We start from the raw sequence: 24,720 nt of genomic DNA, 5'->3' as shown, positions 1-24,720 counted from the left end.
TTGGAATTAATAGGTTGTAGTAATGGATCAACATTCACGATTATCGTCAGAGGTTGATTTTTACGGATTGCAAAAATACAAACTTCAATTTAAATGACAAATAAAAATAAGAATTAAAAAACTTATCTAATAATAAGTTTTTTTACAAAATTTGAGGAGTTGGTGCTAACACGTAAAAAATAAATTCCAGCACTTAATTTAGAAACATCAAAGGACTGTTCTTTACTATTCATCGTTCTTTTTGCATTATAAACTTGTTTACCAAGTGAATTGATAATGGTTAAAGAAAGCTCGTTATTCTGTGAATGGTTCAATGCTATCTTTAAGTAACCATCTTTTACAGGGTTAGTTAATACCACAAGCTCTTCTTTCTCACTCGAAATAAGTGAAGCTTCTGAGGTAGCTACATTATTACCTTGTGCCATCATTGCGGCCGGAGAGATAAACATGAAAACGCTAAGGAATGCTATAAGTAAAAATCTATTCATAATTATATTGTGTTGTAAAGTTAAAACTTTTTAACTAAAAACCTATGTTAATCTTCATTTAAAAGATCTGGTCTACGGTTCTTTGTCCTTTCATAGGCTTTATCTTCTCTCCACTCTTCAATTTTTTTAAGATTACCACTCAGCAATATTTCGGGAACTTTATGACCTTTATAATCTGCTGGGCGAGTGTAAACAGGTGGAGCTAGTAAACCATCTTGAAAACTATCAGTTAATGCACTAGTCTCATCACTAATCACGCCAGGAATTAATCTTATGACCGCATCGCATAAAACAGCAGCTCCTAATTCACCACCAGACAGCACATAATCACCTATAGAGATCTCTTTAGTAACATATAAATCACGCACGCGCTGGTCTATTCCTTTATAATGACCGCATATAATCATAATATTCTCTTTTAAAGAGATATGATTTGCGATTCCTTGATTTAAGGTCTCACCATCTGGAGTCATATAAATGATCTCGTCATAATCTCGTGCTTCCTTAAGTTCATGAATCATTTTATCAAGCGGTTCTATCATGATCACCATGCCGGCGCCACCACCGTACTGATAGTCGTCTACTTGATTGTATTTATTAAGACCGTATTTTCTTAAGTCATGCATATGCACGTCCACAATTCCTTTTTCTATACTTCTTTTAAGAATAGAAGCTTCAAAAGGACTCTTAATCAATTCAGGTAATAAGGTAATAATGTCTATGCGCACGATGCTGATTTTGGGACAAAGTTAATTCAATTGATCAATCTAGAAGAAATAATTAAAGGTCAATAACATTAAGTAACTATATGATTAGTTTAATAACTATAAAAATAGTTTGATAACTAATTAAATAGTTATACATTTGAACTATCGATTTCAAAATCATTATATCACAATGGAAAAATTAACGCAAAAAGAAGAAGAGGTAATGCAAGTGCTTTGGAGTCTAGAGAAAGCATTTGTAAAAGAAATAGTACCTGAGTTAAAAGGAACTAATCATTATAATACGGTTTCTACGATTGTACGTAAGCTGGAAGAAAAAGGCTATGTGGCATACGAGGCCTTTGGTAAAACACACCGCTATTTCCCTATTATAGAAAAAGAAAGCTACCGTAATAAGTTTGTAAACAACGCGATGACCAGTTATTTCAATAATTCTTATAAGAATATGGTTTCCTTTTTTGCTAAAGAGGAAAAAATTTCTGCAAATGAATTACGTGAGATTTTGGAAATGATAGAATCTAAAGAAAAGTAATATGGAATCGATAATAGAATACCTTTTAAAAAGCGCAGGAGTCTTAAGTATTTTTGTGCTCGTTTACCATTTCTTATTACGCCGTTTGACTTTTTTCAATGCAAACCGTTGGTTTTTACTTGCAGGAATTGTCGCAAGTATCATTTTTCCCTTAATTGAAATTACACAAACAGTATATGTAGAGCAGCCGGAGCAAATACTTTACTTACCTCAACAAGTTGCAACTCCTATGGCGCTGGTTTTAGAACAGCCAGCAGTAGATGCGACACCTTTTGATTACAGTATGCTTGCGATTTATGTCTATCTAGCAATCAGCATGTTTTTCTTAGGTAAAATGATGGTGGAGTTGAGTTCCTTACATCGCTTGATCAAATCTGGAAACAGGAAAAAAGTTGGGAACTATATTTTTGTTACGCTTTCGCGAAAGCTAACTCCTTTCAGTTTCTTTAACTATATATGTTATTCTGAAAGTGACCAGCAATCTGCCGAACTAGATCTGATTATCGATCATGAGAAAGTTCATGCCCGACAATGGCATTCTATAGATTTACTGGCATCGCACATTTTTAGAGCAGTTTTTTGGATCAATCCGCTAGTGTGGTTGTTGAAAAAACAAATAGGAGAGAACCTCGAGTTTATTGCCGACTCTAAAGCCAAAATTCAAAACACCTCAGGAATCAGCTATGAGCGCACGTTACTGAGCACAGCTGCCAGCCACATGCAACCAGCGCTGGCAAATAATTTCTTCACACCATTTATTAAAAAACGAATTATGATGTTACAAAAAGAAGCTTCAGCCCAATGGAATGCCTATAAATATGCTTTGATATTACCTGTTATAGTATTGTTTCTCTACAGTTTTAATGTAGTAGAAGAGATAGAATATGTGGAGAATTCTAATTCAGAGATTGCTAAGCCTTTGATAACAGTTACAAATGCAAAAGAATTAGTGTTTGATATCACCAGCGCTACTACAAATGAGCAATTAGATAAATATAAAAAGCAAATTGAGTCACAGGCTGAATATGAAATGCGCTACGAGGATTTAAAAAGAAATGAAAATGGAAAATTAACATCATTTAGTTTAGCAATTAAGTTTCCTGATAGCAAATGGATTAAAGATTTTATGGTGGAATTAGACGATAATTCACATTTAAGTTTAATCGCAAAAAAGGACGAACTTATTTTAAATGTTCCAAAATATTTCATGGAATTTAAAATTGATAAGAATAAAATTGACCAAGGTTATGATGCTGTTTCAAAAGTCAATTTAAAAACTGCATCCAGCAATTCAGCAAATATAAAAAAGACAAGTATTAGTGAAGATCACACTCTTTCCTTTAAAATAGACGCTACTTCTACAAAGAAAGATCTAGAAGCTATTAAAGATCTTTTAAAAGAAGAATACAATGTGAAATTTGACTACAGTAAGCTGAAGTTTAAAAATGATAAAATCGTAAGGCTCAAATTAAGTCTAGACGACAAGAATGGTTATAAAGCCACTAAATCTGACAACGACACTGATGGTATCGACCCTATGTGTGTAACAGCAATCGTAAAAGGCGATTCGGCAAACTGGAGTCTTGGAAGCTGTGAAGAAAAAGCTGCTAATTCTTTTACAACATATTCAAGCAGTAATTATTTGATGAATGGTAAAGTAGACGAAGAAAGAGTAGACTCTTTGATAGCAACAATAAACGGACAGTTTAAGGCTTACCGATTAGATTCTTTGCAACAAATGGTGGAGTTTGATATGGCTCAGTTCGATTTACAAAATTTGGATAGCCTACAAAACATCATTCAAATGCAAATGAGCAAACAAAATTGGGATTCTATTCAAACCGACATGAATATTAGGTTTGAAGACTTGGATAGTATCACTTATAGTATTAAAAATATCAAATTTACCGATCCTCAAAACACTTTTATTTTTAGAAATAGTTTCTCTGGTCTTCCTACTACCCAAGCTGAAATACGCAGAGGTATCTTAACATCTGGAGAAAACCAGCCTTTATTTATTATTGACGGTAAAGAAGTAAGCGAGGAAGAAATGATGTCATTTAGTCCTCAATTAATAGAAAGTGTTTCTGTATTAAAAGATGCTAAGGATACTTCAATTTATGGCGATAAGGCCAAAAATGGTGTGGTAATTATTGTGACTAAGGATGACGACTTTGCAAAACTTGGCAAGAAAGCACGTGAAAAAGCAGAGCAAAAAGTACAACTTCTAATTTCTAGGCAGGAGTCTAAAAGAGATTCCTTAATGGAAAAAAGAATAGAACTTATCGATATGAAACGAGCTGAGTTAGAAGCAAGGAGAGAAGCTATTGTACTCAATAACAAAAATCAAATAAGGTTCCTAACTGATTCCACTTTAACTGACCAGCAAGTAGATGAATTAAACGCTAGTGGAAATTGGTTTCGTAATGAGCAATTAACCGCTCAACAAGTTGATGAATTGAACAGAACAGGAGATTTTAGAGTATATACGGATTTAGTTAAAGGTGATAGTTCAAACTTTATTTTACTTGACGTTACTAAGAAAGGCTTTGAAAAACTTGAAAAAGACCTAGAAGATGCTGGTCATTCTTTCAAGTTAAAGACTCATCGCATGAAAAACGGTAAGTTAAATAAACTGAAGTATGAGATCAATGGTTCTGAATATACCTATGTTTCCAAGACAGGTATCAAATTATTGAAAATTCAATTTGACGCAAATGGTAAAACACCGCGTGTGAGTATGATTCCGAATTAAGTTTGTAGAATTTCATTTAGATTCCTGTAAAACCCATTCTATTTTTTTAGAATGGGTTTTACTATTTCCTTAATACAGATCGGGCGCTCAAAAGCTTACATTTGAATAATGAAGAAGAAAGTATTCAAGGCACTTGCCAAAATAAATAAAGCGGTCTTACCCAGCTTTACAAAAAAGCGGTTGGATCTATCCAAAGCAAGCAAATGGCAAATGGCGCTTTTTGGATACAAATTATGGGTAACTAAAAATGCACTAGACTAATGTTTTGTAAAATACCAGACCAATTGGGTAGAATGATCGAACTCGATCAATTACCTGAAAGAATTATTTCCTTAGTTCCATCACAAACCGAATTATTGATTGATCTAGGATTAAAAGATAGAATCGTAGGAATCACAAGATACTGCATTCATCCTGCAGGATTAATAGATGAAAAAACAGTTGTAGGAGGAACAAAAAAAATAGTAGAATCAAGAATTCTTGAACTTCAACCAGACTTAATCATTTGCAATAGAGAAGAAAATAATCAAAAGATTGTAGAATTTTGTGACCACATCGCACCCACTTATGTTTCAGATATTGATAACTTAGAGCAAGCATTAGAGATGATTGCTGATGTAGGAGCGCTTACTGGAGCAAAATTTAAAGCTAAATCTCTCTCTCGCAATATTTTGAGTGGTTTTAAATCTTTAAAACAACCAGAAGTACAGCATAAAGCACTTTACTTGATCTGGAAAAAGCCTTACATGACGGTAGGTACTGGAACTTTTATTAATAATATGATGGAACAAGCAGGATTTGTAAATGCTGCCCAAGATCTAACCAGATATCCAGAGTTAGAAGTAGAGGAAATGATCAAGTTACAACCAGATACTGTTTTCTTGTCGTCAGAACCTTATCCATTTTCTACAGACGACATTGCAGAACTTAAGCTTGCGTTCCTGACAGCTCCTTCTCAAGATCCTGTAAAGCCAAATGTAATTCCAGATTTTAAAGTCGTAGATGGAGAATTGTTTTCTTGGTACGGATCTCGATTGCTCAAAACACCAGAATACTTGCAAACCTTGCAACCTCAAAAAATTGATCTCAGTATTTAAAAAGCACCAATTTTAATATTTCTTGTAACTTTGACTGTAACTTATATACAAATCAATTAAAGAATTATATAAATGAAAAAAATAGGCGGCTTAGGAATAGCAGGAATTATTTTAGGAGTTATCGTCCTTTATGGAATTTACTGGTATAACAGTACGGTAGGCATGAGCGAAGGTGTAAATAATGCTTGGGCAAATGTAGAAAGTAGTTACCAGCGTCGTAATGATCTTATTCCGAATATTGTTGCGACAGCTCAAAAATATGCAGAGTTTGAACAAGAAACTTTAACTGCAGTAATCGAGGCGCGCTCTAATGCGACTTCTATAAATGTAGACGCTTCAGAATTAACCGAAGAGAATCTTGCAGCATTTTCAAAAGCGCAAAGTCAAGTAAGCTCAGGTTTGGGTAGATTACTGGCTACTTATGAAAATTATCCCAACTTAAAAGCAAACGAAAATTTCAAAGAACTCATCAACGAGTTGAGCAGGACAGAAAATCGCATTAATACGGAGCGCAACCGCTATAATAATGCGGTAGGTTCTTATAACGTTAAAGTAAAAAAAGTTCCTGGAGTATTCTTTGCAGGTATTTTAGGCTTTGAGCCTGCTGCTTTCTATCAAGCAGATGAAGGTGCTGAGGTAGCTCCAGATGTAGATGCATTATTTGATAACTAAATCATGTCAGTAAAAGTAGAAGATTTTCTTACCGCTTCTCAAGAACAAGCCATTATTGAAGCTATACGCAAAGCAGAGTTGCTCACGAGTGGTGAAATACGCGTGCATTTAGAATCTCACTGTGATGAGCCTATTTCACGAGCACAAGAATTATTTCATCTACTTAAAATGGACAATACTAAAGAAGAAAATGGAATTCTTTTCTACGTGGCCGTTGATGATAAAAAGTTTGCGTTAATTGGAGATAAAGGTATTCATAATCAAGTAGGGGATGATTTCTGGAATGCTGTTAGAGATGTTGTATTATCTCGCTTTCGCGAAAGCGAATTTCAAAAAGGACTTATAGAAGGTATTGAACTAGTAGGTAAAAAGCTTGCGGTCTATTTCCCATGGCAACATGATGATAAAAATGAATTACCTAACGAAATCTCAGTGAGCTGATGCGGTATATTTTTCAAACCATTGTACTGATTTTGAGTTTTTCAAACCTTGTTGATGCTCAATTTGAAATACCGCCGAAGCCTTCTACTTCAAAGCAGCAACCTATTTATGACTATGCTGGTATACTAACAGATAGTGAATTTACATCTCTAAGTAGTAAATTAAAACGCTATGCAGACACTACTTCTACGCAAATAGTATATGCTGTTATAAAAAGCTCTAACGGAATGGAGCTGGATCAATTGGGCGCGCAATGGGGACAAAAATGGGGAATCGGGCAAGAAGATGAAGATAATGGTGTGTTGCTTATTCTCGCCGTAGAAGACCGACAGGTAGACATCAATACCGGTTATGGTATTGAATCTAGACTGTCTGATCTGGACGCAGAACGCATCGTAAATCGCGTCCTCATTCCTAACTTTAAAAATAAAAACTACTACGCAGGTCTAGATCAAGGAGCTGATGCTATTTTTCAAGGTCTGGAAGGTGAATTTACAGGTACACCACAATCCAATAATCAGATACCGTGGCAGTTTTTTATTTTCTTCGGTTTCTTTTTATTGATCATTATCATGCAAGCTAGAAACAAAAATGATGGCAACCGTAATGGAGGCAGTCGCAATGGTGGTTCATTGCTAGATGTCATTATTCTCAGTAATATGGGACGTGGCGGTTTTGGCGGTGGCTTTGGTGGCAGTAGCTCCGGTGGTGGTTTTGGTGGCGGCTTCGGCGGCGGTGGTTTTGGCGGTGGCGGCGCAGGTGGAAGCTGGTGATAGATTTTGTTATTCCGCTTTCGCCCTGAGCTACCTCAGGATAAATTTCCATTAAAAAATATGGAAAGCGAGATCCTTTAAAACTTCTGCGTTAATTTATTTTCAATAGATATGCTTGCTATTTATTTACCTCTTTAAACTAAAGTGTCCTTTTACCTTAAAAGATCCTCTTGAGTCTTCAATTTCTAGCAGAAACCAATAATCTGACGAAGGCATAGGATTATTATTATAGGTTCCATCCCAACCAGAGAAGTTCTTGCCGTAGCTTTTCAATAATTTACCATGTCTATCAAAAATGTAGAATGTTGCCTTATCAAAGGTGTCGATTCCGTCAACATACCAGACATCGTTAAAGCTATCGCTGTTAGGTGTGAAAAATCGTGGATAATCTATGATTAATACTATTTGCGGTGGCGTAGGTTCACAACCATTGCGATCGATCACTCTTACTTCATGAAAACCACGACTTACATTTGTAAAAATATTACTTTCTTGTTCAGGACCATTATCTAGAACATAGAGATAATCACCTATACCGCTTACAGTAACAGTTATGGTATTTGGGTCGCCAAAATTAGTTGAAGCAACAAAATCAACCATCGCAGTCTCAGATTCTGTAACATCAAACGACACTACCGGACCTACACAGCCTAAGGAGCTTGTTGCTTGTACACTATAATTACCTGGTGTACTGATATTAATACTACTCGTCGTTTCTCCCGTAGACCAAAGAAAACTTGCGCCACTCAAACCTGCACTTGCGTTTATATTAACAAATCCAGAATTACATATAACTTGAAGAGGATCAACATCTGCTACTGGCAACGGATCTACTATCGCTTCAAATTCTCCTATCGAAACACATCCCAAGGTTGTTTCAGTAACTCTTACATAAAATGTTTCCTGTTGATTTACAGTTACGTTAGTATCTATCAATTCATTTGTGTTATTTTCTGCATCTGTTTGAGAGGTAAAGTATTGTACAGTGTGATTTGCAGGGTTTAGTGCGTTTAAGATGGTATTATTATTATTTGCCAGATTAGAATTACGAATTCCATCAAAATTATTGTCGCAACCTCTGATATTGTAACTACCAGAAGCTGCAATTTGTGGTGGATTTTGAACTTGTAAATTAAAACTAGCTGTAGAAAAACAACCGCTCGTAGAGTCTTCTACTCTTACATAAATAGTGGTATTAGAAGAAGTATAAGTATAATTAGAATTAATAGAGTTGGCATTAGTTTGCGCATTTACAAGCGTGTTGTAAAAACTTATCGTTTGAGTAGGCAACACTGGACTTATAATCTGAGGTATTGCATCATTTAGATTTGCGATTGCATTAGGATTATCACAAATAGCAAAGTTGGTATTATCGTTAAGTTGAGGCGGTAAATTTACTATCAACTCTAAAGGTTCAATTGCAAAACACTGTGATATGGTATTGAAAAATCTCAAATAAACTGTTTGAGGATTTACAGTATTTGTAAAGGAAGTATCGTTAGTAATAGGATTGAGATCACTTTCAGCATTGGCAATGCTGGTATGCCATGATAGGGTAGAATTGAAAGGTCTTGTTCCCACAATTTCTGCCTCTCTACTGGTAAGATCAAATGTATTGAAACCATCTAAGTCATCATCACAAACAGTAGATGCGGTAACTGCATTTGTGATAGGACTGTCTATTACGTTTATTAGTATATCTTCTACTTCAAAACAGTTGACATCATTTCCTACACGAGCATAGATAGTTTGTGGATTTGAAGTATTTGTAAAGTTAATAGGAAGTGCGTTGCTGTTAATTTCAGCATCAAAAATGGACTCGTGGAAGCTCACGTTTAGATTTGAAGTTATTCCTTGCCTTATTTCGTTAATAGTTAGTTGCAAATCCATTGTGGAAACACCATCATTGTTATCATCACAAATACGAATGTCTGATGGTGCATTATATGTAGGTGCTTCATCTACTACTAGTTGAAAAGAGTCTACGCCAAAACAAGATGGATCGCTAATGTTTTCTACTCTTACCCAAATTGTTTGAGGATCACTAATATTTTGATAAGCGGTGAACTTGTCTATCTCATTATTGCCGGAATCAGCATCAACAAGATCAGTAAAATATCTTGTGACTTTTCCTGCTTGACCGTTTAATATCTCTGTATCTCTGGTAAAAAAGAAAAAATCTTCTACATTGTTACCATCAGTTTCACATAATTGGTAAACACTAATTGCCGGAAAAATAGGTAAGGTGTTTACAATGATAGGTTGACTAACTATCGTTTCACAGCCTGTAATGGTATTTTCTACTCTTATGAACACAGTTTCAGTTTGGGCGTTGTAATTTGAGGGATTTGTGATGGGATTAAGTCCTAATTCTGCATCAAAAAAATCATTGTGATAGCTTATCGACCTATTAGCATCAGTAGTTATTTGTGCTTCCTGAGAAGTCAAGTCAACTATAAAAAAACCATCCTGATCGGTATCACAAATGATGAAGCCATTAGGAGTGCCAGCCACTGGTGCTGGTAGAACTGTGATATCGAGAGATTGCACATCGCTACAGCCAGTAGGAGCAATCAACTCTGCGTAAACAGTCACTGGATTAGTATTATTAAAAATAGAGGTTATAGGATTGAATCTATTATCTGCATCTGCTTGAGATAGATAATATAAAACATTATGATCTTGACCAAAAGTTCCTCTTACCGCATCATCAAATTCATTGAGTGGTATAAAAGTAAATAAATCTTGATCTTCATCACAATATGTTTGATCAGGAATAGGAGCAGATTCAAAATAAGGCTCAACAATTAAAAGAAACTCGGCAAACTCTGTACAAGTAGGACTGTTTATCCTGATGTAAATCGTTTGTGGATTTGACGTATTAAAATAACCCATAGTAGGATCAATTTGATTGACATCGGCCATTTGATCCATTTGAGTCTCGAAGAACTCAATAGTAACGTCATCTAAACCATTTATAATGGTAGTAGCAATAATATCCATTCCAAATTCTTCAATACCATCATTACTTATGTCATCACAAGCAATAAAATCTCTGATATTAGTTCTATCCAATAATAAATTAGTAAACAATTGTACAGGAACCACTGTAGCACAACCATTAGTATTAGACTCAAACCTTATGAAAATAGTCTGGATGCGTGCGTTAGTATTATTAAATGCACTCGGATTGGTTATTGGATTGACATCATTTTCTGCATCTTGCTGGGACAAATGATAAGAAATTGTTGAGTTAGAAGTTGAAGTGGTAAATTCTGGAATAATACCGGTCAAATTAAACGTAGCAAAACCATCATTATCGGTATCACAAGCATCAATAAACTCAAAGTCAGAATCTAACACAGGAGGCAACTCGACGTTTATAGTTATTTCACTTGTGGCAAAACATCCACTTAAGTTGCTTGAAATACGAGCAAAAATCGTATCAGGATTTCCAAAGTTAGTATATGGATTAAATAAACTTCCTGAATTATTAATCGCATCATTTTGAGTTAAATGATAAGAAATACTGACATTTGATGTGGAAGTAGTTACTTGAGAGTCAAATTGAGATAAATCTGTTGCTACTATTCCATCTTGATCATTATCACAAGTTGTATAAGAAACATCATTTGCGACTAGCACATCACTTACTATTAGATTTACAGGTCGTATACTTTGACATCCTGTGTTTAGATCATTAATGCGTATAAAAATGGTCTGAGGATTTGAAGTATTAGTATAATTATCTGCTAACTCATTAACTTCATTTTGCGCATCAGTTTGATTGCCATAGAACTGAGCAGTATAATTACCTGTAGGCAGTTGCGTGAGCGCACTCGTACCCAAAGTAATGAGATCAAATGATTCAAAGCCATCTGCGCTAGCGTCATCACATCTTTCTTGATCTGCAATGTTTATATTCAATTGATTAGGATCAATAGTTACCACGACATCATCTGTAATAATACAGTTGGAGCCAGGTAAAGCTACACTTATTTCAACTCGGTAAGTACCAGTTGTGTCAGCTAATAAAGTGCTATTAGTTTGCCCGATAATTTCAATATTGTCTCTAAACCACCTAAAAGTCGCTTGAGTGTTTGCAATACTAGCATCTAGAGTAGCATCAGCGCATGGAAATAAATCAGGACCTAGATCAACATCGGCTTGTAAACTTCCAGCCTCTATAAAAATAGCACTATCATATGCTGTAGGGTCAAAGCTAGACTGATCTGCAATTACCATTTTGAGATGATAAGTGGTGTTAGGAACAACATTTGCAGCAGCAGTCAAAGTGACCGTGCGACCTTCAAAATTAGTATCTCCTAAAGATTGTCCTGCAAAGAAATTAGGATTTGTTGCGGGACACTGTCCTACGACTACGGGATGGACCGTATCTATTCCTACTGGAGTAGAGGTTCCTGGTAAAACAGCTATGTTCTGATAAGTGCCGCCTAAAGGCCTAAGTAACAAGGCAAATCGATCACCTACGTTACAAGGGAAGTTTTGCTGGTACTCCTCTGAAGCGAGTAAATAATTAAAACTTATTCTGTTAGAAGTACTTATTAAATCAAACTCAATAACTGTTGCGTTTACCGTATTTGAAATGCCGGTAAGGCTTTCCAGGTCGCTATCTCCCGTCCATGCAGTTGTTCCATCGCTCAAATCGGTACTTACAATATTGTTTCCTATTCGGTTTCCATCTCCAGTGCTCAAAAAGAAACCATCTGTAAATGGAAAAGCAGAAGCGCCTTGTGAAAAACTACCAAAACTATTTAATCCATCTACACTACCATTGATATTAGAAGTAATATTAGTTATCTCAACACAGTCGTTTCCTAATGCTTGCTGCACTAGTTGATCCACTGGTAAGGATGTGGATGTGTTTATGAGCTGTGAGAAACCTTGAAAACTCAACAATAAAAATGCAGCGTATAATAACGGGCGACAGTAGATCTTACTATTCAAAATAAAGTTCTTTATTAATTTTTAAATATCATACAATCAATTGATTTTCAACGATGAGAACATCATGATTGAAACCAATTGAGAAGTCAAATATTATAATGAGGGATGGACAAATAAACGACATTTTGAAAAGAGAACGAAGAATTAAAAGCTTCATTATCACCAACTGTTATTATTTAACATAATTCAACCTATTAACTCGCTTTTCATCGAGTATATTTAAGTTACCAGCACGTTTTTACTATGTATATTTGCAAACTAATTTGAATAAATCATGGCGTTGAATAAGAATGGAGTATTAGGCTGGGCTACTTTAATAATGATCATCATCGGTATAGGTTTGATCGCTTTAGGAGCATACCGTTACACTGATGTAGGATTTGGTTTTGCTGCTATAGGAGTAGGCTTTTTTGCTATTGCATGGGTTTTTAATGCTCTTAAAGGTAGAGTATAGGTGAAAGAAGAGATTCATTTCAAGGATGTGAACACGTCCAAGTATAAAATTATCATGGGTCTTGCCTTGCTAGGATTAGCTCTAGCGGCTATTTTATTTTTCTTAAATGCGATATTGTATAGTTCCATTTGTGCATTAATAGCTATTACATTATTTTACATAAATAGTTTTGAGGGCTTTTCAACACGCAACTCGGTTTCCTACAGTTTAAAATCTATCACAATAAAATTAGTAGGTAGAAAAACATTTGGGTTTACCTTTAAGGAATTAGAAGTACTGGATCTTTCAGAAAAAGGTCTTTATATAAAATCAAAAGGGATGGATGCTGTTACGCTTTCGCGAAAGCGATATCAAGACGATTCTCTAACACAATTACACACAATTTTAAAAGAAAAAACGACATCAAATGAGCGACGATAAACAAGTAATTTTTTCCATGTCAGGTCTTTCAAAGACGTATCAAAGTACAGGAAAGCAAGTTCTAAAGAATATTCACCTGAGCTTTTTCTACGGTGCAAAAATCGGTATTCTAGGTCTTAACGGTTCTGGTAAATCTACTTTGATGAAGATTATTGCTGGAATTGAAAAGAATTACCAAGGAGAAATCAATTTCTTACCTGGCTATAATGTAGGTTATCTAGAGCAAGAACCGCAGTTAGACGAGAGTAAAACGGTTATGGAAATCGTGAGAGAAGGAGTTGCAGACACTGTTGCTGTTCTTGACGAGTACAATAAAATCAATGACGATTTTGGATTGCCAGAGGTTTATGAAGATGCAGATAAGATGGAGAAGCTTATGAACCGTCAGGCAGAGCTTCAAGATAAGATCGATGCATTAAACGCTTGGGAATTAGATACAAAGTTAGAAATCGCGATGGACGCTTTAAGAACGCCTCCTGGAGATGCTGAGATTAAAAACCTCTCTGGTGGAGAGCGACGTCGTGTAGCTTTATGTAGATTATTATTACAGCAGCCAGAAATTTTATTGCTGGATGAGCCTACAAACCACCTTGACGCAGAATCTGTTCTATGGTTAGAACAACACCTTGCTCAATATAAAGGAACTGTAATCGCTGTAACTCACGACAGATATTTCCTTGACAACGTAGCAGGATGGATTCTTGAATTAGATCGTGGTGAAGGAATTCCATGGAAAGGAAACTATTCCAGCTGGTTAGAGCAAAAAGGAGAGCGACTTGCCAAAGAAGAAAAAACAGCTTCTAAAAGGCAAAAAACGCTTAAACGAGAGCTAGATTGGGTACGTCAAGGAGCAAAAGGTCGCCAGACCAAACAAAAAGCACGTCTTAATAATTACGACAAGCTTTTAAACGAAGATCAAAAAGCTAAAGAAGAAAAGCTCGAGATCTACATCCCTAATGGACCACGTCTAGGAACAAATGTGATCGAGGCAAATGGAGTAAGCAAAGCTTTTGGCGATAAGTTACTTTATGAAGATTTAAACTTTGTCTTACCACAAAACGGAATCGTGGGAATTATAGGACCTAATGGTGCTGGTAAAACAACAATTTTTAAAATGATCATGGGTCAAGAACAACCAGACAAAGGATCATTTACGGTAGGAGAAACAGTACAGCTAGCCTACGTAGATCAGTCTCACTCTAATATTGATTCTGATAAATCGATATGGGAAAACTTTTCTGATGGTCAAGATTTGATCATGATGGGAGGAAAAATGGTGAATTCCAGAGCCTATTTGAGTCGTTTTAATTTCTCAGGAAGTGAGCAAAATAAAAAGGTTTCTACCTTATCTGGTGGAGAACGCAACCGTTTACACCTGGCGATGACGCTTAAGGAAGAAGGTAACGTATTACTACTGGATGAACCTACAAATGATCTTGATGTTAATACATTAAGAGCGCTAGAAGAAGGACTTGATAACTTTGCTGGTTGTGCGGTGATTATTTCGCACGATAGATGGTTCTTAGATAGAGTTTGTACACATATTATTGCATTTGAAGGAGATTCTCAAATTTATTCTTTTGAAGGTAGTTTTACCGAGTATGAAGAAAATAAGAAGAAACGTTTAGGTGATCACGCTCCTAAAAGAATACGTTATAAAAAACTGACTAGAGACTAGTTGTCTTTCTAGGTATTTTTAATTTTAAGCCCCAAGGATTTTCAAAATCTTTGGGGTTTTGTTTTTAAGGGTGGAATTAATTCTAGGCTTAGGAAAATCTCTGAGGTTATTTCATCTTAAAGCTATGAAGTTTTATAGCATCATACCAGAAATTTGAATTAGCAAATTATCATGGATCGGCGAGTCATATTCCCAGATATTTTTTAAGAATTAATTCAAGATCCACTCTTTTTTATAAAGCAACGCCTTAGTCAGGTGCTTATAAATAGCCGGAAACTCTTTTTTAAACAATTCGTTAGATTCAAAGTAGTACTCTGAAAGTACTGCCATAAACTCATATTGATTAGTAAAAGCGTAGTCTCTAAAAAATCTTGTGGCATCTACTTTTGCTCTTACTTCTGGCTTCATGAGTTCTCTCAGTATTTCTTGAGTAAATTTTTTGAAACGTGTTGCATCTACATTACTACTATGTTTACTTTCAAAATGTATCACGTGGGTAAATTCATGTAAACCTAGATGTAAATTATCGGTGGTAACATCCATACCTTCTTTAAAGTCCGGCCATGAAATCGCAAGAACTTTTGCCGTAGGATTAAATTCTCCTTTGTGCAACGCCTCATTAGTAGGGCTCATAAAAGGTTCAGGAAAAAACAATACAGCATTAAGCAGTGGATAAGCATAATTGCGTCTCCCGAAGGTCAATCGACACGCCACACAAGAAACGAGCACAATTTGTTCGTCAGTGACTTGATCATCATAGCGATGTTTGAATTGTTTGGCATCAATAAAAGTAGCCACTCTATGCTCAAATTCTTTTTTAAATTTTGAATTTAGATGTTTATAGAAAGGATAATTTTCTAGAATCCGCTTTCGCGAAAGCGGTAACTTGCGATGCGACAACAGTTGTCTATACCATAGAAAATCACGACTTATCTGCAGGCTGCGCAAGATAAAGTGGATGATAACCATGATTAACCCAAAAAGAAATGCACCAATGACATAGGGCGCCACCCAAAAAGTTTCAGAATTAGGTTGAACTACTAATATGTGAATCAATAAATTAATCGCGAGACATGAATATTTGTAAAATATACCAGAACAGTAGCATCAATGAAGAGAACAAACCGACTGCAGCTCCTACATATTGATCTGTATGGTATTCATGTACAAGATTTGATGTTTGATATAAAATAGATCCAGCAGCTAGGACAACCATAGCGCCACTAAAGAAAAGGCCTAGATCAAAACCAAAGATCATTCCTGCGATAATTAAACCCAAAGCTATTATGAAACCTACAGCAAGGATGCTTCTTAAGAAAGAGAAATCTTTTTTAGTCACTATTACAACAGCGCTTAGTGCTGCAAAAAGGGATATCGTTACAATACCAGCCTGACTTAATAAATTGCTGTCCTCTTGTCCTGCATATACTTCTTGATATTGAAGCGCAATTGAGATTAATGGAATAAAAATTATTGCATAGGATACTACGCAAAGGAATAAGCCTAAGTATTGTTTGTTACGATCATGTGATTTATGAGCCATTTTTTCGGCATAGCTTGTGGCCCACATGAAAATTCCAAGTACAATTAACCACGTCCAACCTTGCGTAAGGCTAAACATGAAATTTACTAAAGGCTCTATTTGTAAAAGCAGGCCTTCTACTACAACAAATAAGAGAACAGCTATTGCAACATGAGCATAGGTCTTTTTATAAAAAGCTGCCCTTACATCATCTGTAACAGTAGATAATGCTTCAAACGGTTGATCGTATTGAGGAAAATTGTCTTGATTCATAATTTTAAATAAAAAGTAAAGATAATTATTATGTACTTGTTTAACGTTAACGATTCATTTAAATTATTTTTATAATCAATTAAACTTTTTGACAAATTAGTTGTCATAGAATTGTATGAATAACACGCCTGATGATGAGATACTATCTTTGATTCTTGATGATGCGACAGCAAATCAAGGGTTTCGTATTTTAGTATCTCAAAATAAGGAACAACTCTACTGGCAAATAAGAAAAATAGTGCTTGTTCATGACGATACCGATGATGTGCTACAAAACGTTTTTATAAAGATTTTTAAGGGTATTAAAAACTTTAATGGCAACAGTAAACTGTCTACTTGGATGTTTAGAATCGCCTATAATGAAAGTATGACGTTTTTAAATAGAAAGGCGCGGAATTTGCAGTTGTCATCTCAAGAATTACAAGATCACCTGACAGAAAAACTTGAAGCTGATGTTTATTATACTGGAGATGAAATAGAGCTGGCTTTACAAAAGGCTTTAATCCAATTACCGGATAGACAAAGAGAAGTATTCAACTTAAGATATTATGACGATTTGAAGTTTAAAGAGATCGCAGAAATATTAGATCTTACGGAAGGAGCAGTTAAAAGTACCTATCATATCGCAGCTAAGAAAGTTGAAAATTATATTAAAGAACATTAAACTAAATGGCTTTTTAAGAGTCATAAGAATATGAGAAAGAATGATATACATAATAAGGCAGGTTTTCAAATACCAGATGGTTATTTGGAGCAACTTACTGATCGTGTATTAGAAAATGTTGAAGTAAAAGAGTCAAACAATCATGCTGGTTTCAAAGTTCCAGAAGACTATTTTGAGAAACTAGAAGATAAATTAATGAGTCATCTAGAGGAAGAACCTAAAGTTATTCCTTTAAATCAAACTGATTTAAGTAGTTCAAAGAAATGGTCATATCCTTTACTAGCTGTTGCTGCTGTATTTATAGGAGTAATAGCTTTAAATGGGATGTTCACGTCTAGTCAAAGTAATATGGTAACATTTGCTGATGTTGAAGATCAAGAAATTATAGAGTATCTAGCTCAGTCTAACTTTTTACAAGATGAAGAATCTATTGAAATACTATTTGCTGACAATAGTGTTTTAAGCGATATAAAAATAGAACAAGAAATAACAGATAATGAACTGTTAGACTATCTTATGGAAGATGGTTCATTAGATCAAATACTAACAGAATGAAATATATATTTATAATTATTTGTGCTTTACTTTCATTAAACATGACAGCGCAGCCGCCAGATCAAAGTGATAGAGAGAGCCGTAAAGAAGAGATGAGAAGTCAAATAAAATCTCTTTTAATTGCCCATCTCACTAAAGAATTAGACCTCTCAACTGAAGAAGCGCAAAAGTTTTGGCCACTTTACAACTCTATCAAAGAGGAGCGTAATAAACTAGAGAGAGAAAAAAAGATGCTAGTTAAAAAAATGGAAAAGTCTTTTGACACGATGACCGAAAAAGAAGCTCTAGTCTATGTAGACCAAATGGTAGCTTTGGATCAAAAAATAAGTGCTACTAACATTGATTACAAACACGACGAAATTATCGCTGTGATAGGCGCAAAGCGATTTCTTAAATTAAAAAAGGCCGAAGTAGACTTCAGGCGTAAAATGATGAAGGAATATAGAGATCGCAAGCGTAGAAAATAATGGTTTAGTTTATTTGGATAAAATCCTTTTTTATTAATTTAGAAAAGGGTTTTTGCTTTGTAATAGTTTTGTTCTTTACTCGCTTAGGTTCTTTAATTGTTTTCTAAATGCCTCTTCTGTAATTTCTGGAGGACGTTTTTGTTTTACGAGCCATTCTAATAAAGGACTACCATCCTTAATAGAAATAATACAGCAATCTACAAATGTACGTATTAAAACTAGCAGTAAGACAGCAGCGACTTCACTGCTCCAAAACATAAAAAAGCCGGCAAGAATCACTACAAATTGCTGTACAAAAATCCTAACATAAGGAGCAACCATGATTTCAGAGGCAGTTATATCCTTATATCTTTTTTCGTTTAAGAATACAGTAACTAAGTTGTATAAGTGAGAGAAAACAGTAAGTCCTAGAAGCAACCATATGTTTTCTAATTGAAGTACGTAGTGGTAATTTTCAATAATATTAAAGCCGCTTCCTATCTTTACAGAGCCTTCTATTTCTAAGTAAGTAAAAGCAAAAATGGATTGTATAGCTACAAAACCTCCATAATGAACGCAAAAGAATAAAATTTTACCTACGTTACTTCCTTTATGTTCATCACTATGAAAAGTAATAAAACTCATTTTGATAACCATAAATAGACCTATGATAATAGTTTCTAGAAAGTAGGCAAACAAAACAGCTATAGCACTTAAAGCACCAGTAAAATATAGAAACAAGACAAAAGCCGCAGCTATGTATATGTTTGAGTTGGCTTTATTGGGATATAAAACAGATTTCCACATAGGTAAGTTTATAAATCAAAAGTAAACTAGATGACTAATTTATGCCATGGGGCAACTGTCTTATTTTATTTATCAAAAAGTAGGCAAGCTGCTTTGTTAAAAATGATGGAGTGTTTATTTTTATCCAATATCTAATTGGTCATTATGAAAAATCTACTATTATTATTTTCATTTATCTTATTAACGAGTTGTAATCAACCTGCAGAAAAAGAAGTTGCAAATACGGACAACCCTGTAACAAGCAGTGAGACTTACAAGAAGTATGTTGCCGCTTATAATGACTACGCCTCTTGTAAGATGGAACGTCCTCAACTCACAAACGATTTCATGGAGAAAAAAATAACTTCAGAAGAGTTTACAGCAGCACTAGAAAAAAATGCCAAATCTTGTAATATCAAAAAGGAAATATTTAATAAATATTACCAATTACTGGAAGCAGAATTTGAAAAAACTGCTGCTGTAAAACATAAAATTATGGAAGAATAATCTAGAACAGTACTTTTTCTAGGTCTACGGTGTTTTGAATTTCAGTTTCATTATATACCAGTTTCCATCCCATACTAGTGCTCAAAATATAAATATTGCTCAATTCTGTTAGCAATCTATTTTGAGCATTTTTCATGACATCATCTTTCTCAATTTGACCTTTGAGATCAGATCGTATTTTACGTTTAATCTTATTGTAATCGCTGCCTTCAAATCTATTTACTAAGCCATTATCCATTTTATAGAAACTTATATTAGGATCTATAAGAAGCTCTGGTTTAGGTAGAGTAAAGTAATCGTTTTGTTTTGAGGATTAACCTCGTACTTCAACTTTTTTAAGTTATACGAAATTTGTGCCGTAGCATTAGACACAAGAAGCGCACTTTTTTGACTAGAAAAGAAATCCCAGCCGTACGATTTGGTACTTTCATAAGTGTAGACCTTGGCATATTTCATTTCTGTAACCACGAGTTTGCTTACGTTTTTAATCTCCTTTTCAATCAGCGCCGTTTCTGCAAGAAGTTGTTCTTTTTCTTTATTGCTTTCCATTAAAGATGTGATGGAATAGAAAATCAAAACTGCGATAAGTCCACTTATAACATATTTAAAAATATCTTTCATTTACAGATGTGTTTTAGGAAACTTACGTAATAATTCTTCTTTCATTTTTTGCACCTGAAATTCATGAGCTTGATGGTTGGTAGGCTTATGTTCAATCAGTTTTCTGTATTTTTCTACTGCTTTTTGTTGTGTTACGGTGTTTGTGTTGATACCGCTTTCGCGAAAGCGAGACCAAATAAAATCTATTCCTACATCGTTTAAATGAACCATATCACGCTTATAGAAACGATAGTCTCTTAGTTCATCCATCGCAATTTCATAAGCAGGAAAATATTGAGACGTGGTTTTCTCCACATGTGATTGAATCGCCTCGTGCAACCGAGATTTACTACGCTGGTTTTCTATAAAACCATCTTTAATATGTCGTACCGGTGACAAAGTAAAATTGATAGAAATATTTTTATTTATAGACCTTACTAGTGTCGTAATTTGGTCTAGATCTGAAGAAATCACTTCAATGGGAAGTAGTTCTTTTTTGAACTCTTTTTGTGGTTGTTTATGACAATTAGCTACAATGATATTCCTTTCTACATGTCGGTAAACCCAAGCGGTTCCTAATGTAATAAATAAATGTGTTGCTTCATGAAGAGAATTTTCTAGAGATAAGCGTGCGTTATTTAACTTATCGAGAAGCTGAGTAATGTCGCTATCATTCAAGTCAGAATGCGCGAGATAACAGAAATGTTGAGTGCAATCATTTGCAGTAAAAGCTACTTTATTTATAGCGCGATCTACCAGTATTTTCAAGCTACTAGAGTTAAAAATAATCCCGAACGGATTAACAGTTGTGTGAAATCCAAAATAAGATAATTTAGCACCTATATTTTCTGTAAAACAGCTGCCTAGAAGCACCACTTTAGAATTGTAATCTATAGGTGAGGTTATGAGAGCTAAAGGAATGACGGTACTTAATTTCATTATGGTTTTCAATATTTTTATAAAGGTACAACGTTAAAGTGCCACAACAATTTGCAACAAATAAACATAAATGAATCTTAACGATTAATATATCTAGTTTAAGACTATTTATCTTTAGTTGGTAATTGAGTCGTATTGTCTTTATGGCCACTGCTCATATTTGAAATAATAATGGAAGATAAAAATGTAGAAGAAGTAATTGAGACTAAATCAGAAAAAGAAGAGGTAGAAGATCAAGACGATATTCTGGTAAAACAACTTTGCGAAGGTCTTGACACATATAAGAAAAACAGACTTTCTACTTTTCTAAGCAGTTTTATGGCTGGTCTAGAAATAGGGTTTAGTTTTTTAGTGGTTGTTATTGTCTACAGTCTTTTTGATGGTAAAGTAGAGAAGGAGTTTATTCCGTATCTGGCTGCTTTTGTTTATCCGCTAGGATTTATATTAGTAGTTTTAGGAAAGTCGGTTCTTTTTACAGAGCAAACCTCGCTTCTAACGTTGCCTGTTCTAGGAGGAAAAAAAACGTTCTCTGACCTAATGGGCCTGTGGGGAACTGTAATTCTAGGAAATCTAGTAGGTGGTTATTTAATCGGCGCTTTCTTAGTCTGGATAGGTCCTGAGCTGGATATTATTACAAACTCTGGAATAAAAAACCTAGCCGAACACGTGAATCATTTTTCTAGGGAAGTCATCTTAGCGAGTTCCGTTTTAGCTGGCTGGTTAATGGCATTGTTATCTTGGATCATTACTTCTACGCATCGAGTGACAGGAAAAATTTTAGTCATTTACGTCATCACTTTTATAATCGCCCTAGCAGGATTACACCACAGTATAGTGGGAAGCATTGAAGTGTTTGCTGGTTTTCTTGTAACAGATGAAATTACGTTTATAGATTACCTGACCTTCCAAGGGACTTCTTTATTAGGTAATGCATTAGGTGGAGTTGTATTTGTTGCTATATTAAAATACGGAGCTTTTTTAGCAAACAATTCTGATTCAAAGGAATAAGGATTATTTTTTAGACTTTAATTTGGGATTAATTAAATGTAAAAAGATATAGTTCCACAAGTGCCCAAAGAACTAATGGTACCGCGATCAAAGTAAGAAATAGGGTAAGCCAGGTTTTTCTTTTTTCTCTTTTAACTTCGATTTGAAAAGCGTCTTTAGCGGCTTGAATTTGTTCTGGTGTAAAGGATTCTTTTCTTGTGCCTTTTTTATAGATTCCAGTCGCTCCATCCAGTCCTTTGAATTTCTTTCGGGACTTTTTAAGCGCTGCATTATTCTTCATCGCTGTAATCATTCCTTGTACTGAACCGCCAAAACTCATAGGTTTTAATTGAAATAGTTTAAAAGTTCTATAAACAACCAAAGACAAACAGGCAGAATAACAAATACAAACAGAATCCTTTTAAAAGCATTCCATCTATCTTTTTTAAGGTTGTTTCTAAATTGTGCTTTAGCTTTCTCCACTTGTTCGGCTGTGAAAACACGTTTCTTTGTTGCTGGTTGATACGTAGCAATGGAGCCTGTACGAGCATCTGTAATACGATCTGCACGACGTTGATCGCCTCTTGCACGTATACGGTCTATTTTGTCAAGTAAATGTTTAGTTGCTACTCCCATAATATATGAGTAGCTTTTGTAAGGGAAATGTTACAGTTTATTTTTAATAGAATCAATAAGTAAACGTAAAAATGGTAAACAACGATCATAGTTCAACGAATGATAGTCCATTCCTAAATTGATATTATTATAGTACGAGCTGATATTTTTCTTATAGAATTGTTCTGATTCAATTTTCCAAGCCTTTTCTCCAAGTTTTTCAGCAAGAAACCATTTTTCTAGTAAGCGCGCTGTCCTACCGTTACCATCCCAAAACGGATGAATTTGTGCAAATTTAAGATGAATTAACGATGCATGATAAAAAGTTTCTGTAATGGATATATTTTTCTTGACGAGTAGCGATAAATCTTCGAAAAATATATCAATTTCATTGTGTAGTTTTTCTGGTTCTAATGCAAGATATACTAGTCCTGAATTGTCATACACGCCCATTCGGTCCGTTCTGTAAGAACCTTGTTTATCTGTAATCAAAAGGCTTTTTGACAATAGCTTATGTGCATTTAGAAGATTACTTTGGTTGAGCGTGTTTCTGATAGCATAGGTATAAGCATTTACCAAATCTTTTATTTCTTCAATTTCTTGTCTGGGCTTAAACGCTTCTTTCGCCACTTCCGAATTGAGATAAGAATTTAAGTCTACAGAATTTCCCTCAATGTTTGCTGAATATACAGCAGAAGTTTTCACCCTAAAATCCAACTGAATATCTTCCTGACGGCTGTCATTTTCTTTTAGTAATTTATCAATGTCACCATCGATAGATTTGCTATAAGTTTCTAGATATTTTTGATTGGTGATTCTCATTCTATAGGTTACTGGTCTAAAAATAATATTTAAGTTAGTTATAACATTATTTGATAATTGCTAAGTATGTAATTATTCTTATAATTAAACTTATAGAATAATACGATTAACATGATTATTATCAGTTCTAATAATAACCTCAGCATCTTTCAAGAAATCCTTTTTACGTAAAATAGTTTGAACACCATTAAAAAGTGCTACTGCATCTTTACTATACATATAGATGGAGCCATCACTTTGATCCATTGCCATCTCATGGCCATCATATTCTCCTAAATTATGATTTTCTATACAAGTTCTCAATTTATCAACTAAACTGTAGAATGGATCTAGGGAGTTTAAGTTATAATTAAAATAAACAATTACCGCTTGTTCATGGACTACAAGTTCTTCATTACTAGCTGTAATGTTTAATTCTTCAAGAATTTGTTTTAGATTTTTAATAATTATAGGTTATGTCTTGAAGTTAAGTTTTACAAATTGTTCTTCACGTGATTTTCATTAAGTATTATTTTTAATGTAGCAAGTTGTGAAGTGTTGATAAATCGCATAGGTACAGAGGCAAATTGAAGTTTACTAAAGTAAATATCTAACATATCGCTCTTTTTATCTAATTATAAAATTGCTGCCCATTGCATTGATGTTTCAGCTATTTGAGTTTTACCAAAATAACCTTCATCATTCATCTTAATGTGCATCTCTTGATCAATTCCTTTAGTATTATTATATGCCTTACGCAATGCAAACCAAATTGCGAAAATCATAATTATTGGAAAAATGATTAATGGCAAAAATGAAATTAACGAGAAATCATCAAGGCTAAACTGTTGATCCTCAATAAATAAATCTGGTAAAATTGTCACTCCAGCAATCACAATAATGAACAACAAATAAATTGGACCTCGTTTTTTAAAGAATTGTCTCATTCGGTAACTGACAAACTCCTTTTTAGATATTCTATAAGCTATTTCTACTTCTTTCATATTTATTTTCAATCAACA

At 34.5% G+C, this 24,720-nt stretch carries 27 protein-coding genes and 1 pseudogene; 15 read left to right on the top strand and 13 right to left on the bottom strand.

What is annotated here, in order from left to right; translation table 11 throughout:
• Positions 1-122: 122 nt before the first annotated feature.
• Together DDD_RS00595 and trmD are read right to left on the bottom strand one after the other, a co-directional pair.
• Positions 123-488 carry a T9SS type A sorting domain-containing protein gene (locus DDD_RS00595; RefSeq protein ID WP_041566811.1) on the bottom strand — a complete coding sequence of 122 codons (366 nt, stop codon included), beginning with the start codon at positions 486-488 and terminating at the stop codon, positions 123-125.
• Between the two features lie 47 nt (positions 489-535).
• Positions 536-1,216 carry a tRNA (guanosine(37)-N1)-methyltransferase TrmD gene (trmD, locus tag DDD_RS00590; protein ID WP_015360749.1) on the bottom strand — a complete coding sequence of 227 codons (681 nt, stop codon included), beginning with the start codon at positions 1,214-1,216 and terminating at the stop codon, positions 536-538.
• 169 nt (positions 1,217-1,385) lie between these two features.
• Here trmD and DDD_RS00585 point away from each other — a divergent pair, with 169 nt between their 5' ends.
• The 7 genes from DDD_RS00585 (at position 1,386) to DDD_RS00555 (ending at position 7,483) form a co-directional block, all read left to right on the top strand.
• Positions 1,386-1,745, top strand: coding sequence for a BlaI/MecI/CopY family transcriptional regulator (locus tag DDD_RS00585; protein WP_015360748.1), 360 nt, complete (start codon positions 1,386-1,388; stop codon positions 1,743-1,745).
• Between the two features lies 1 nt (position 1,746).
• Positions 1,747-4,500: a M56 family metallopeptidase gene (locus tag DDD_RS00580; protein WP_015360747.1), complete on the top strand. Its 2,754-nt coding sequence runs from the start codon at positions 1,747-1,749 to the stop codon at positions 4,498-4,500.
• Positions 4,501-4,608: 108 nt separating this feature from the next.
• A complete protein-coding gene (locus DDD_RS00575) occupies positions 4,609-4,761 on the top strand; it encodes a hypothetical protein (protein ID WP_015360746.1) in 153 nt (50 codons plus the stop codon).
• A complete protein-coding gene (locus tag DDD_RS00570) occupies positions 4,761-5,597 on the top strand; it encodes an ABC transporter substrate-binding protein (RefSeq protein WP_015360745.1) in 837 nt (278 codons plus the stop codon). Before DDD_RS00575 ends, DDD_RS00570 begins: the two co-directional genes overlap by 1 nt.
• A 72-nt stretch (positions 5,598-5,669) precedes the next feature.
• Positions 5,670-6,269, top strand: a complete 600-nt coding sequence (locus DDD_RS00565) for a LemA family protein (protein ID WP_015360744.1) — start codon at positions 5,670-5,672, stop codon at positions 6,267-6,269.
• 3 nt (positions 6,270-6,272) lie between these two features.
• Positions 6,273-6,710, top strand: a complete 438-nt coding sequence (locus DDD_RS00560; protein WP_015360743.1) for a TPM domain-containing protein — start codon at positions 6,273-6,275, stop codon at positions 6,708-6,710.
• Entirely contained in the window at positions 6,710-7,483 is a 774-nt protein-coding gene (locus tag DDD_RS00555) for a TPM domain-containing protein (RefSeq protein WP_015360742.1), read from the top strand. The genes DDD_RS00560 and DDD_RS00555 overlap by 1 nt, the downstream gene beginning before the upstream one ends.
• Positions 7,484-7,609: 126 nt before the next feature.
• Here the strand turns inward: DDD_RS00555 and DDD_RS00550 are convergent, their stop codons facing one another.
• Positions 7,610-12,451, bottom strand: coding sequence for a T9SS type B sorting domain-containing protein (locus DDD_RS00550; RefSeq protein ID WP_146250802.1), 4,842 nt, complete (start codon positions 12,449-12,451; stop codon positions 7,610-7,612).
• 274 nt (positions 12,452-12,725) lie between these two features.
• On the opposite strand from DDD_RS00550, the gene DDD_RS00545 reads away from it, so the two are divergent.
• Genes DDD_RS00545 through ettA form a run of 3 tightly spaced genes read left to right on the top strand, consistent with a single transcriptional unit; the run spans position 12,726 to position 15,003 of the window.
• A complete protein-coding gene (locus DDD_RS00545) occupies positions 12,726-12,905 on the top strand; it encodes a CAL67264 family membrane protein (RefSeq protein WP_015360740.1) in 180 nt (59 codons plus the stop codon).
• On the top strand, positions 12,906-13,325 hold the full coding sequence (locus tag DDD_RS00540; RefSeq protein WP_111474744.1) for a hypothetical protein: 420 nt from the start codon (positions 12,906-12,908) through the stop codon (positions 13,323-13,325). It abuts the gene before it with no gap.
• On the top strand, positions 13,312-15,003 hold the full coding sequence (gene ettA / locus DDD_RS00535; RefSeq protein ID WP_015360738.1) for an energy-dependent translational throttle protein EttA: 1,692 nt from the start codon (positions 13,312-13,314) through the stop codon (positions 15,001-15,003). The genes DDD_RS00540 and ettA overlap by 14 nt, the downstream gene beginning before the upstream one ends.
• 210 nt (positions 15,004-15,213) lie before the next feature.
• Here the strand turns inward: ettA and DDD_RS00530 are convergent, their stop codons facing one another.
• Positions 15,214-16,059, bottom strand: coding sequence for a zinc-dependent peptidase (locus DDD_RS00530; protein ID WP_052329246.1), 846 nt, complete (start codon positions 16,057-16,059; stop codon positions 15,214-15,216).
• 4 nt (positions 16,060-16,063) lie between these two features.
• Entirely contained in the window at positions 16,064-16,798 is a 735-nt protein-coding gene (locus DDD_RS00525) for a Bax inhibitor-1/YccA family protein (RefSeq protein WP_015360735.1), read from the bottom strand.
• Between the two features lie 115 nt (positions 16,799-16,913).
• Here DDD_RS00525 and DDD_RS00520 point away from each other — a divergent pair, with 115 nt between their 5' ends.
• From DDD_RS00520 to DDD_RS00510, 3 genes are read left to right on the top strand one after another with little or no spacing between them, the layout of a single operon-like run.
• Positions 16,914-17,462 (top strand): RNA polymerase sigma factor, encoded by a 549-nt coding sequence (locus DDD_RS00520; RefSeq protein ID WP_015360734.1) that lies wholly within the window; start codon positions 16,914-16,916, stop codon positions 17,460-17,462.
• A 30-nt stretch (positions 17,463-17,492) separates the two neighbouring features.
• A complete protein-coding gene (locus tag DDD_RS00515) occupies positions 17,493-18,017 on the top strand; it encodes a hypothetical protein (protein WP_015360733.1) in 525 nt (174 codons plus the stop codon).
• Positions 18,014-18,484, top strand: a complete 471-nt coding sequence (locus DDD_RS00510) for a hypothetical protein (protein WP_015360732.1) — start codon at positions 18,014-18,016, stop codon at positions 18,482-18,484. Before DDD_RS00515 ends, DDD_RS00510 begins: the two co-directional genes overlap by 4 nt.
• 75 nt (positions 18,485-18,559) lie before the next feature.
• Here DDD_RS00510 and DDD_RS00505 read toward each other — a convergent pair whose 3' ends face one another.
• Entirely contained in the window at positions 18,560-19,270 is a 711-nt protein-coding gene (locus tag DDD_RS00505) for a DUF6498-containing protein (RefSeq protein ID WP_015360731.1), read from the bottom strand.
• A 144-nt stretch (positions 19,271-19,414) separates the two neighbouring features.
• Here DDD_RS00505 and DDD_RS00500 point away from each other — a divergent pair, with 144 nt between their 5' ends.
• The gene (locus tag DDD_RS00500) at positions 19,415-19,756 is read left to right on the top strand and encodes a hypothetical protein (RefSeq protein WP_015360730.1); all 342 of its coding nucleotides are present in this window, start codon (positions 19,415-19,417) and stop codon (positions 19,754-19,756) included.
• 1 nt (position 19,757) lies between these two features.
• Here the strand turns inward: DDD_RS00500 and DDD_RS18170 are convergent.
• Both DDD_RS18170 and DDD_RS00490 read right to left on the bottom strand, forming a co-directional pair.
• Positions 19,758-20,212, bottom strand: a pseudogene (locus DDD_RS18170) (DUF4230 domain-containing protein).
• Between the two features lie 165 nt (positions 20,213-20,377).
• A complete protein-coding gene (locus DDD_RS00490) occupies positions 20,378-21,295 on the bottom strand; it encodes a GSCFA domain-containing protein (RefSeq protein ID WP_015360727.1) in 918 nt (305 codons plus the stop codon).
• Positions 21,296-21,466: 171 nt separating this feature from the next.
• Here DDD_RS00490 and DDD_RS00485 point away from each other — a divergent pair, with 171 nt between their 5' ends.
• Entirely contained in the window at positions 21,467-22,303 is an 837-nt protein-coding gene (locus tag DDD_RS00485) for a formate/nitrite transporter family protein (protein ID WP_015360726.1), read from the top strand.
• A 28-nt stretch (positions 22,304-22,331) separates the two neighbouring features.
• Here the strand turns inward: DDD_RS00485 and DDD_RS00480 are convergent, their stop codons facing one another.
• From DDD_RS00480 to DDD_RS00460, 5 genes are all read right to left on the bottom strand, one after another.
• Entirely contained in the window at positions 22,332-22,622 is a 291-nt protein-coding gene (locus DDD_RS00480; RefSeq protein ID WP_015360725.1) for a hypothetical protein, read from the bottom strand.
• 5 nt (positions 22,623-22,627) lie between these two features.
• Entirely contained in the window at positions 22,628-22,918 is a 291-nt protein-coding gene (locus DDD_RS00475) for a hypothetical protein (RefSeq protein ID WP_015360724.1), read from the bottom strand.
• Between the two features lie 30 nt (positions 22,919-22,948).
• The gene (locus tag DDD_RS00470; protein WP_015360723.1) at positions 22,949-23,719 is read right to left on the bottom strand and encodes a Fic family protein; all 771 of its coding nucleotides are present in this window, start codon (positions 23,717-23,719) and stop codon (positions 22,949-22,951) included.
• 90 nt (positions 23,720-23,809) lie between these two features.
• Entirely contained in the window at positions 23,810-24,022 is a 213-nt protein-coding gene (locus DDD_RS00465) for a hypothetical protein (protein ID WP_041566810.1), read from the bottom strand.
• A gap of 311 nt (positions 24,023-24,333) precedes the next feature.
• Complete coding sequence (locus tag DDD_RS00460; RefSeq protein ID WP_015360720.1) at positions 24,334-24,702, bottom strand: hypothetical protein; 369 nt, start codon at positions 24,700-24,702, stop codon at positions 24,334-24,336.
• Positions 24,703-24,720 lie beyond the last annotated feature (18 nt).

The organism is Nonlabens dokdonensis DSW-6 (genome assembly GCF_000332115.1).
Taxonomy (GTDB): Bacteria; Bacteroidota; Bacteroidia; order Flavobacteriales; family Flavobacteriaceae; genus Nonlabens; species Nonlabens dokdonensis.
Note: the sequence above shows the minus strand (reverse complement) of the source record. Positions and strands in the feature narration are given on the sequence as shown.

Excerpts from the sequence above, each read along its gene's own strand:
- DDD_RS00595 (WP_041566811.1), bottom strand. The coding sequence starts at position 488 with ATGAATAGATTTTTACTTATAGCATTCCTTAGCGTTTTCATGTTTATC.
- DDD_RS00585 (WP_015360748.1), top strand. The coding sequence starts at position 1,386 with ATGGAAAAATTAACGCAAAAAGAAGAAGAGGTAATGCAAGTGCTTTGG.
- DDD_RS00580 (WP_015360747.1), top strand. The coding sequence starts at position 1,747 with ATGGAATCGATAATAGAATACCTTTTAAAAAGCGCAGGAGTCTTAAGT.
- DDD_RS00575 (WP_015360746.1), top strand. The coding sequence starts at position 4,609 with ATGAAGAAGAAAGTATTCAAGGCACTTGCCAAAATAAATAAAGCGGTC.
- DDD_RS00570 (WP_015360745.1), top strand. The coding sequence starts at position 4,761 with ATGTTTTGTAAAATACCAGACCAATTGGGTAGAATGATCGAACTCGAT.
- DDD_RS00565 (WP_015360744.1), top strand. The coding sequence starts at position 5,670 with ATGAAAAAAATAGGCGGCTTAGGAATAGCAGGAATTATTTTAGGAGTT.
- DDD_RS00560 (WP_015360743.1), top strand. The coding sequence starts at position 6,273 with ATGTCAGTAAAAGTAGAAGATTTTCTTACCGCTTCTCAAGAACAAGCC.
- DDD_RS00555 (WP_015360742.1), top strand. The coding sequence starts at position 6,710 with ATGCGGTATATTTTTCAAACCATTGTACTGATTTTGAGTTTTTCAAAC.
- DDD_RS00545 (WP_015360740.1), top strand. The coding sequence starts at position 12,726 with ATGGCGTTGAATAAGAATGGAGTATTAGGCTGGGCTACTTTAATAATG.
- ettA (WP_015360738.1), top strand. The coding sequence starts at position 13,312 with ATGAGCGACGATAAACAAGTAATTTTTTCCATGTCAGGTCTTTCAAAG.
- DDD_RS00525 (WP_015360735.1), bottom strand. The coding sequence starts at position 16,798 with ATGAATCAAGACAATTTTCCTCAATACGATCAACCGTTTGAAGCATTA.
- DDD_RS00520 (WP_015360734.1), top strand. The coding sequence starts at position 16,914 with ATGAATAACACGCCTGATGATGAGATACTATCTTTGATTCTTGATGAT.
- DDD_RS00515 (WP_015360733.1), top strand. The coding sequence starts at position 17,493 with ATGAGAAAGAATGATATACATAATAAGGCAGGTTTTCAAATACCAGAT.
- DDD_RS00510 (WP_015360732.1), top strand. The coding sequence starts at position 18,014 with ATGAAATATATATTTATAATTATTTGTGCTTTACTTTCATTAAACATG.
- DDD_RS00505 (WP_015360731.1), bottom strand. The coding sequence starts at position 19,270 with ATGTGGAAATCTGTTTTATATCCCAATAAAGCCAACTCAAACATATAC.
- DDD_RS00500 (WP_015360730.1), top strand. The coding sequence starts at position 19,415 with ATGAAAAATCTACTATTATTATTTTCATTTATCTTATTAACGAGTTGT.
- DDD_RS00490 (WP_015360727.1), bottom strand. The coding sequence starts at position 21,295 with ATGAAATTAAGTACCGTCATTCCTTTAGCTCTCATAACCTCACCTATA.
- DDD_RS00485 (WP_015360726.1), top strand. The coding sequence starts at position 21,467 with ATGGAAGATAAAAATGTAGAAGAAGTAATTGAGACTAAATCAGAAAAA.
- DDD_RS00480 (WP_015360725.1), bottom strand. The coding sequence starts at position 22,622 with ATGAGTTTTGGCGGTTCAGTACAAGGAATGATTACAGCGATGAAGAAT.
- DDD_RS00475 (WP_015360724.1), bottom strand. The coding sequence starts at position 22,918 with ATGGGAGTAGCAACTAAACATTTACTTGACAAAATAGACCGTATACGT.
- DDD_RS00470 (WP_015360723.1), bottom strand. The coding sequence starts at position 23,719 with ATGAGAATCACCAATCAAAAATATCTAGAAACTTATAGCAAATCTATC.
- DDD_RS00460 (WP_015360720.1), bottom strand. The coding sequence starts at position 24,702 with ATGAAAGAAGTAGAAATAGCTTATAGAATATCTAAAAAGGAGTTTGTC.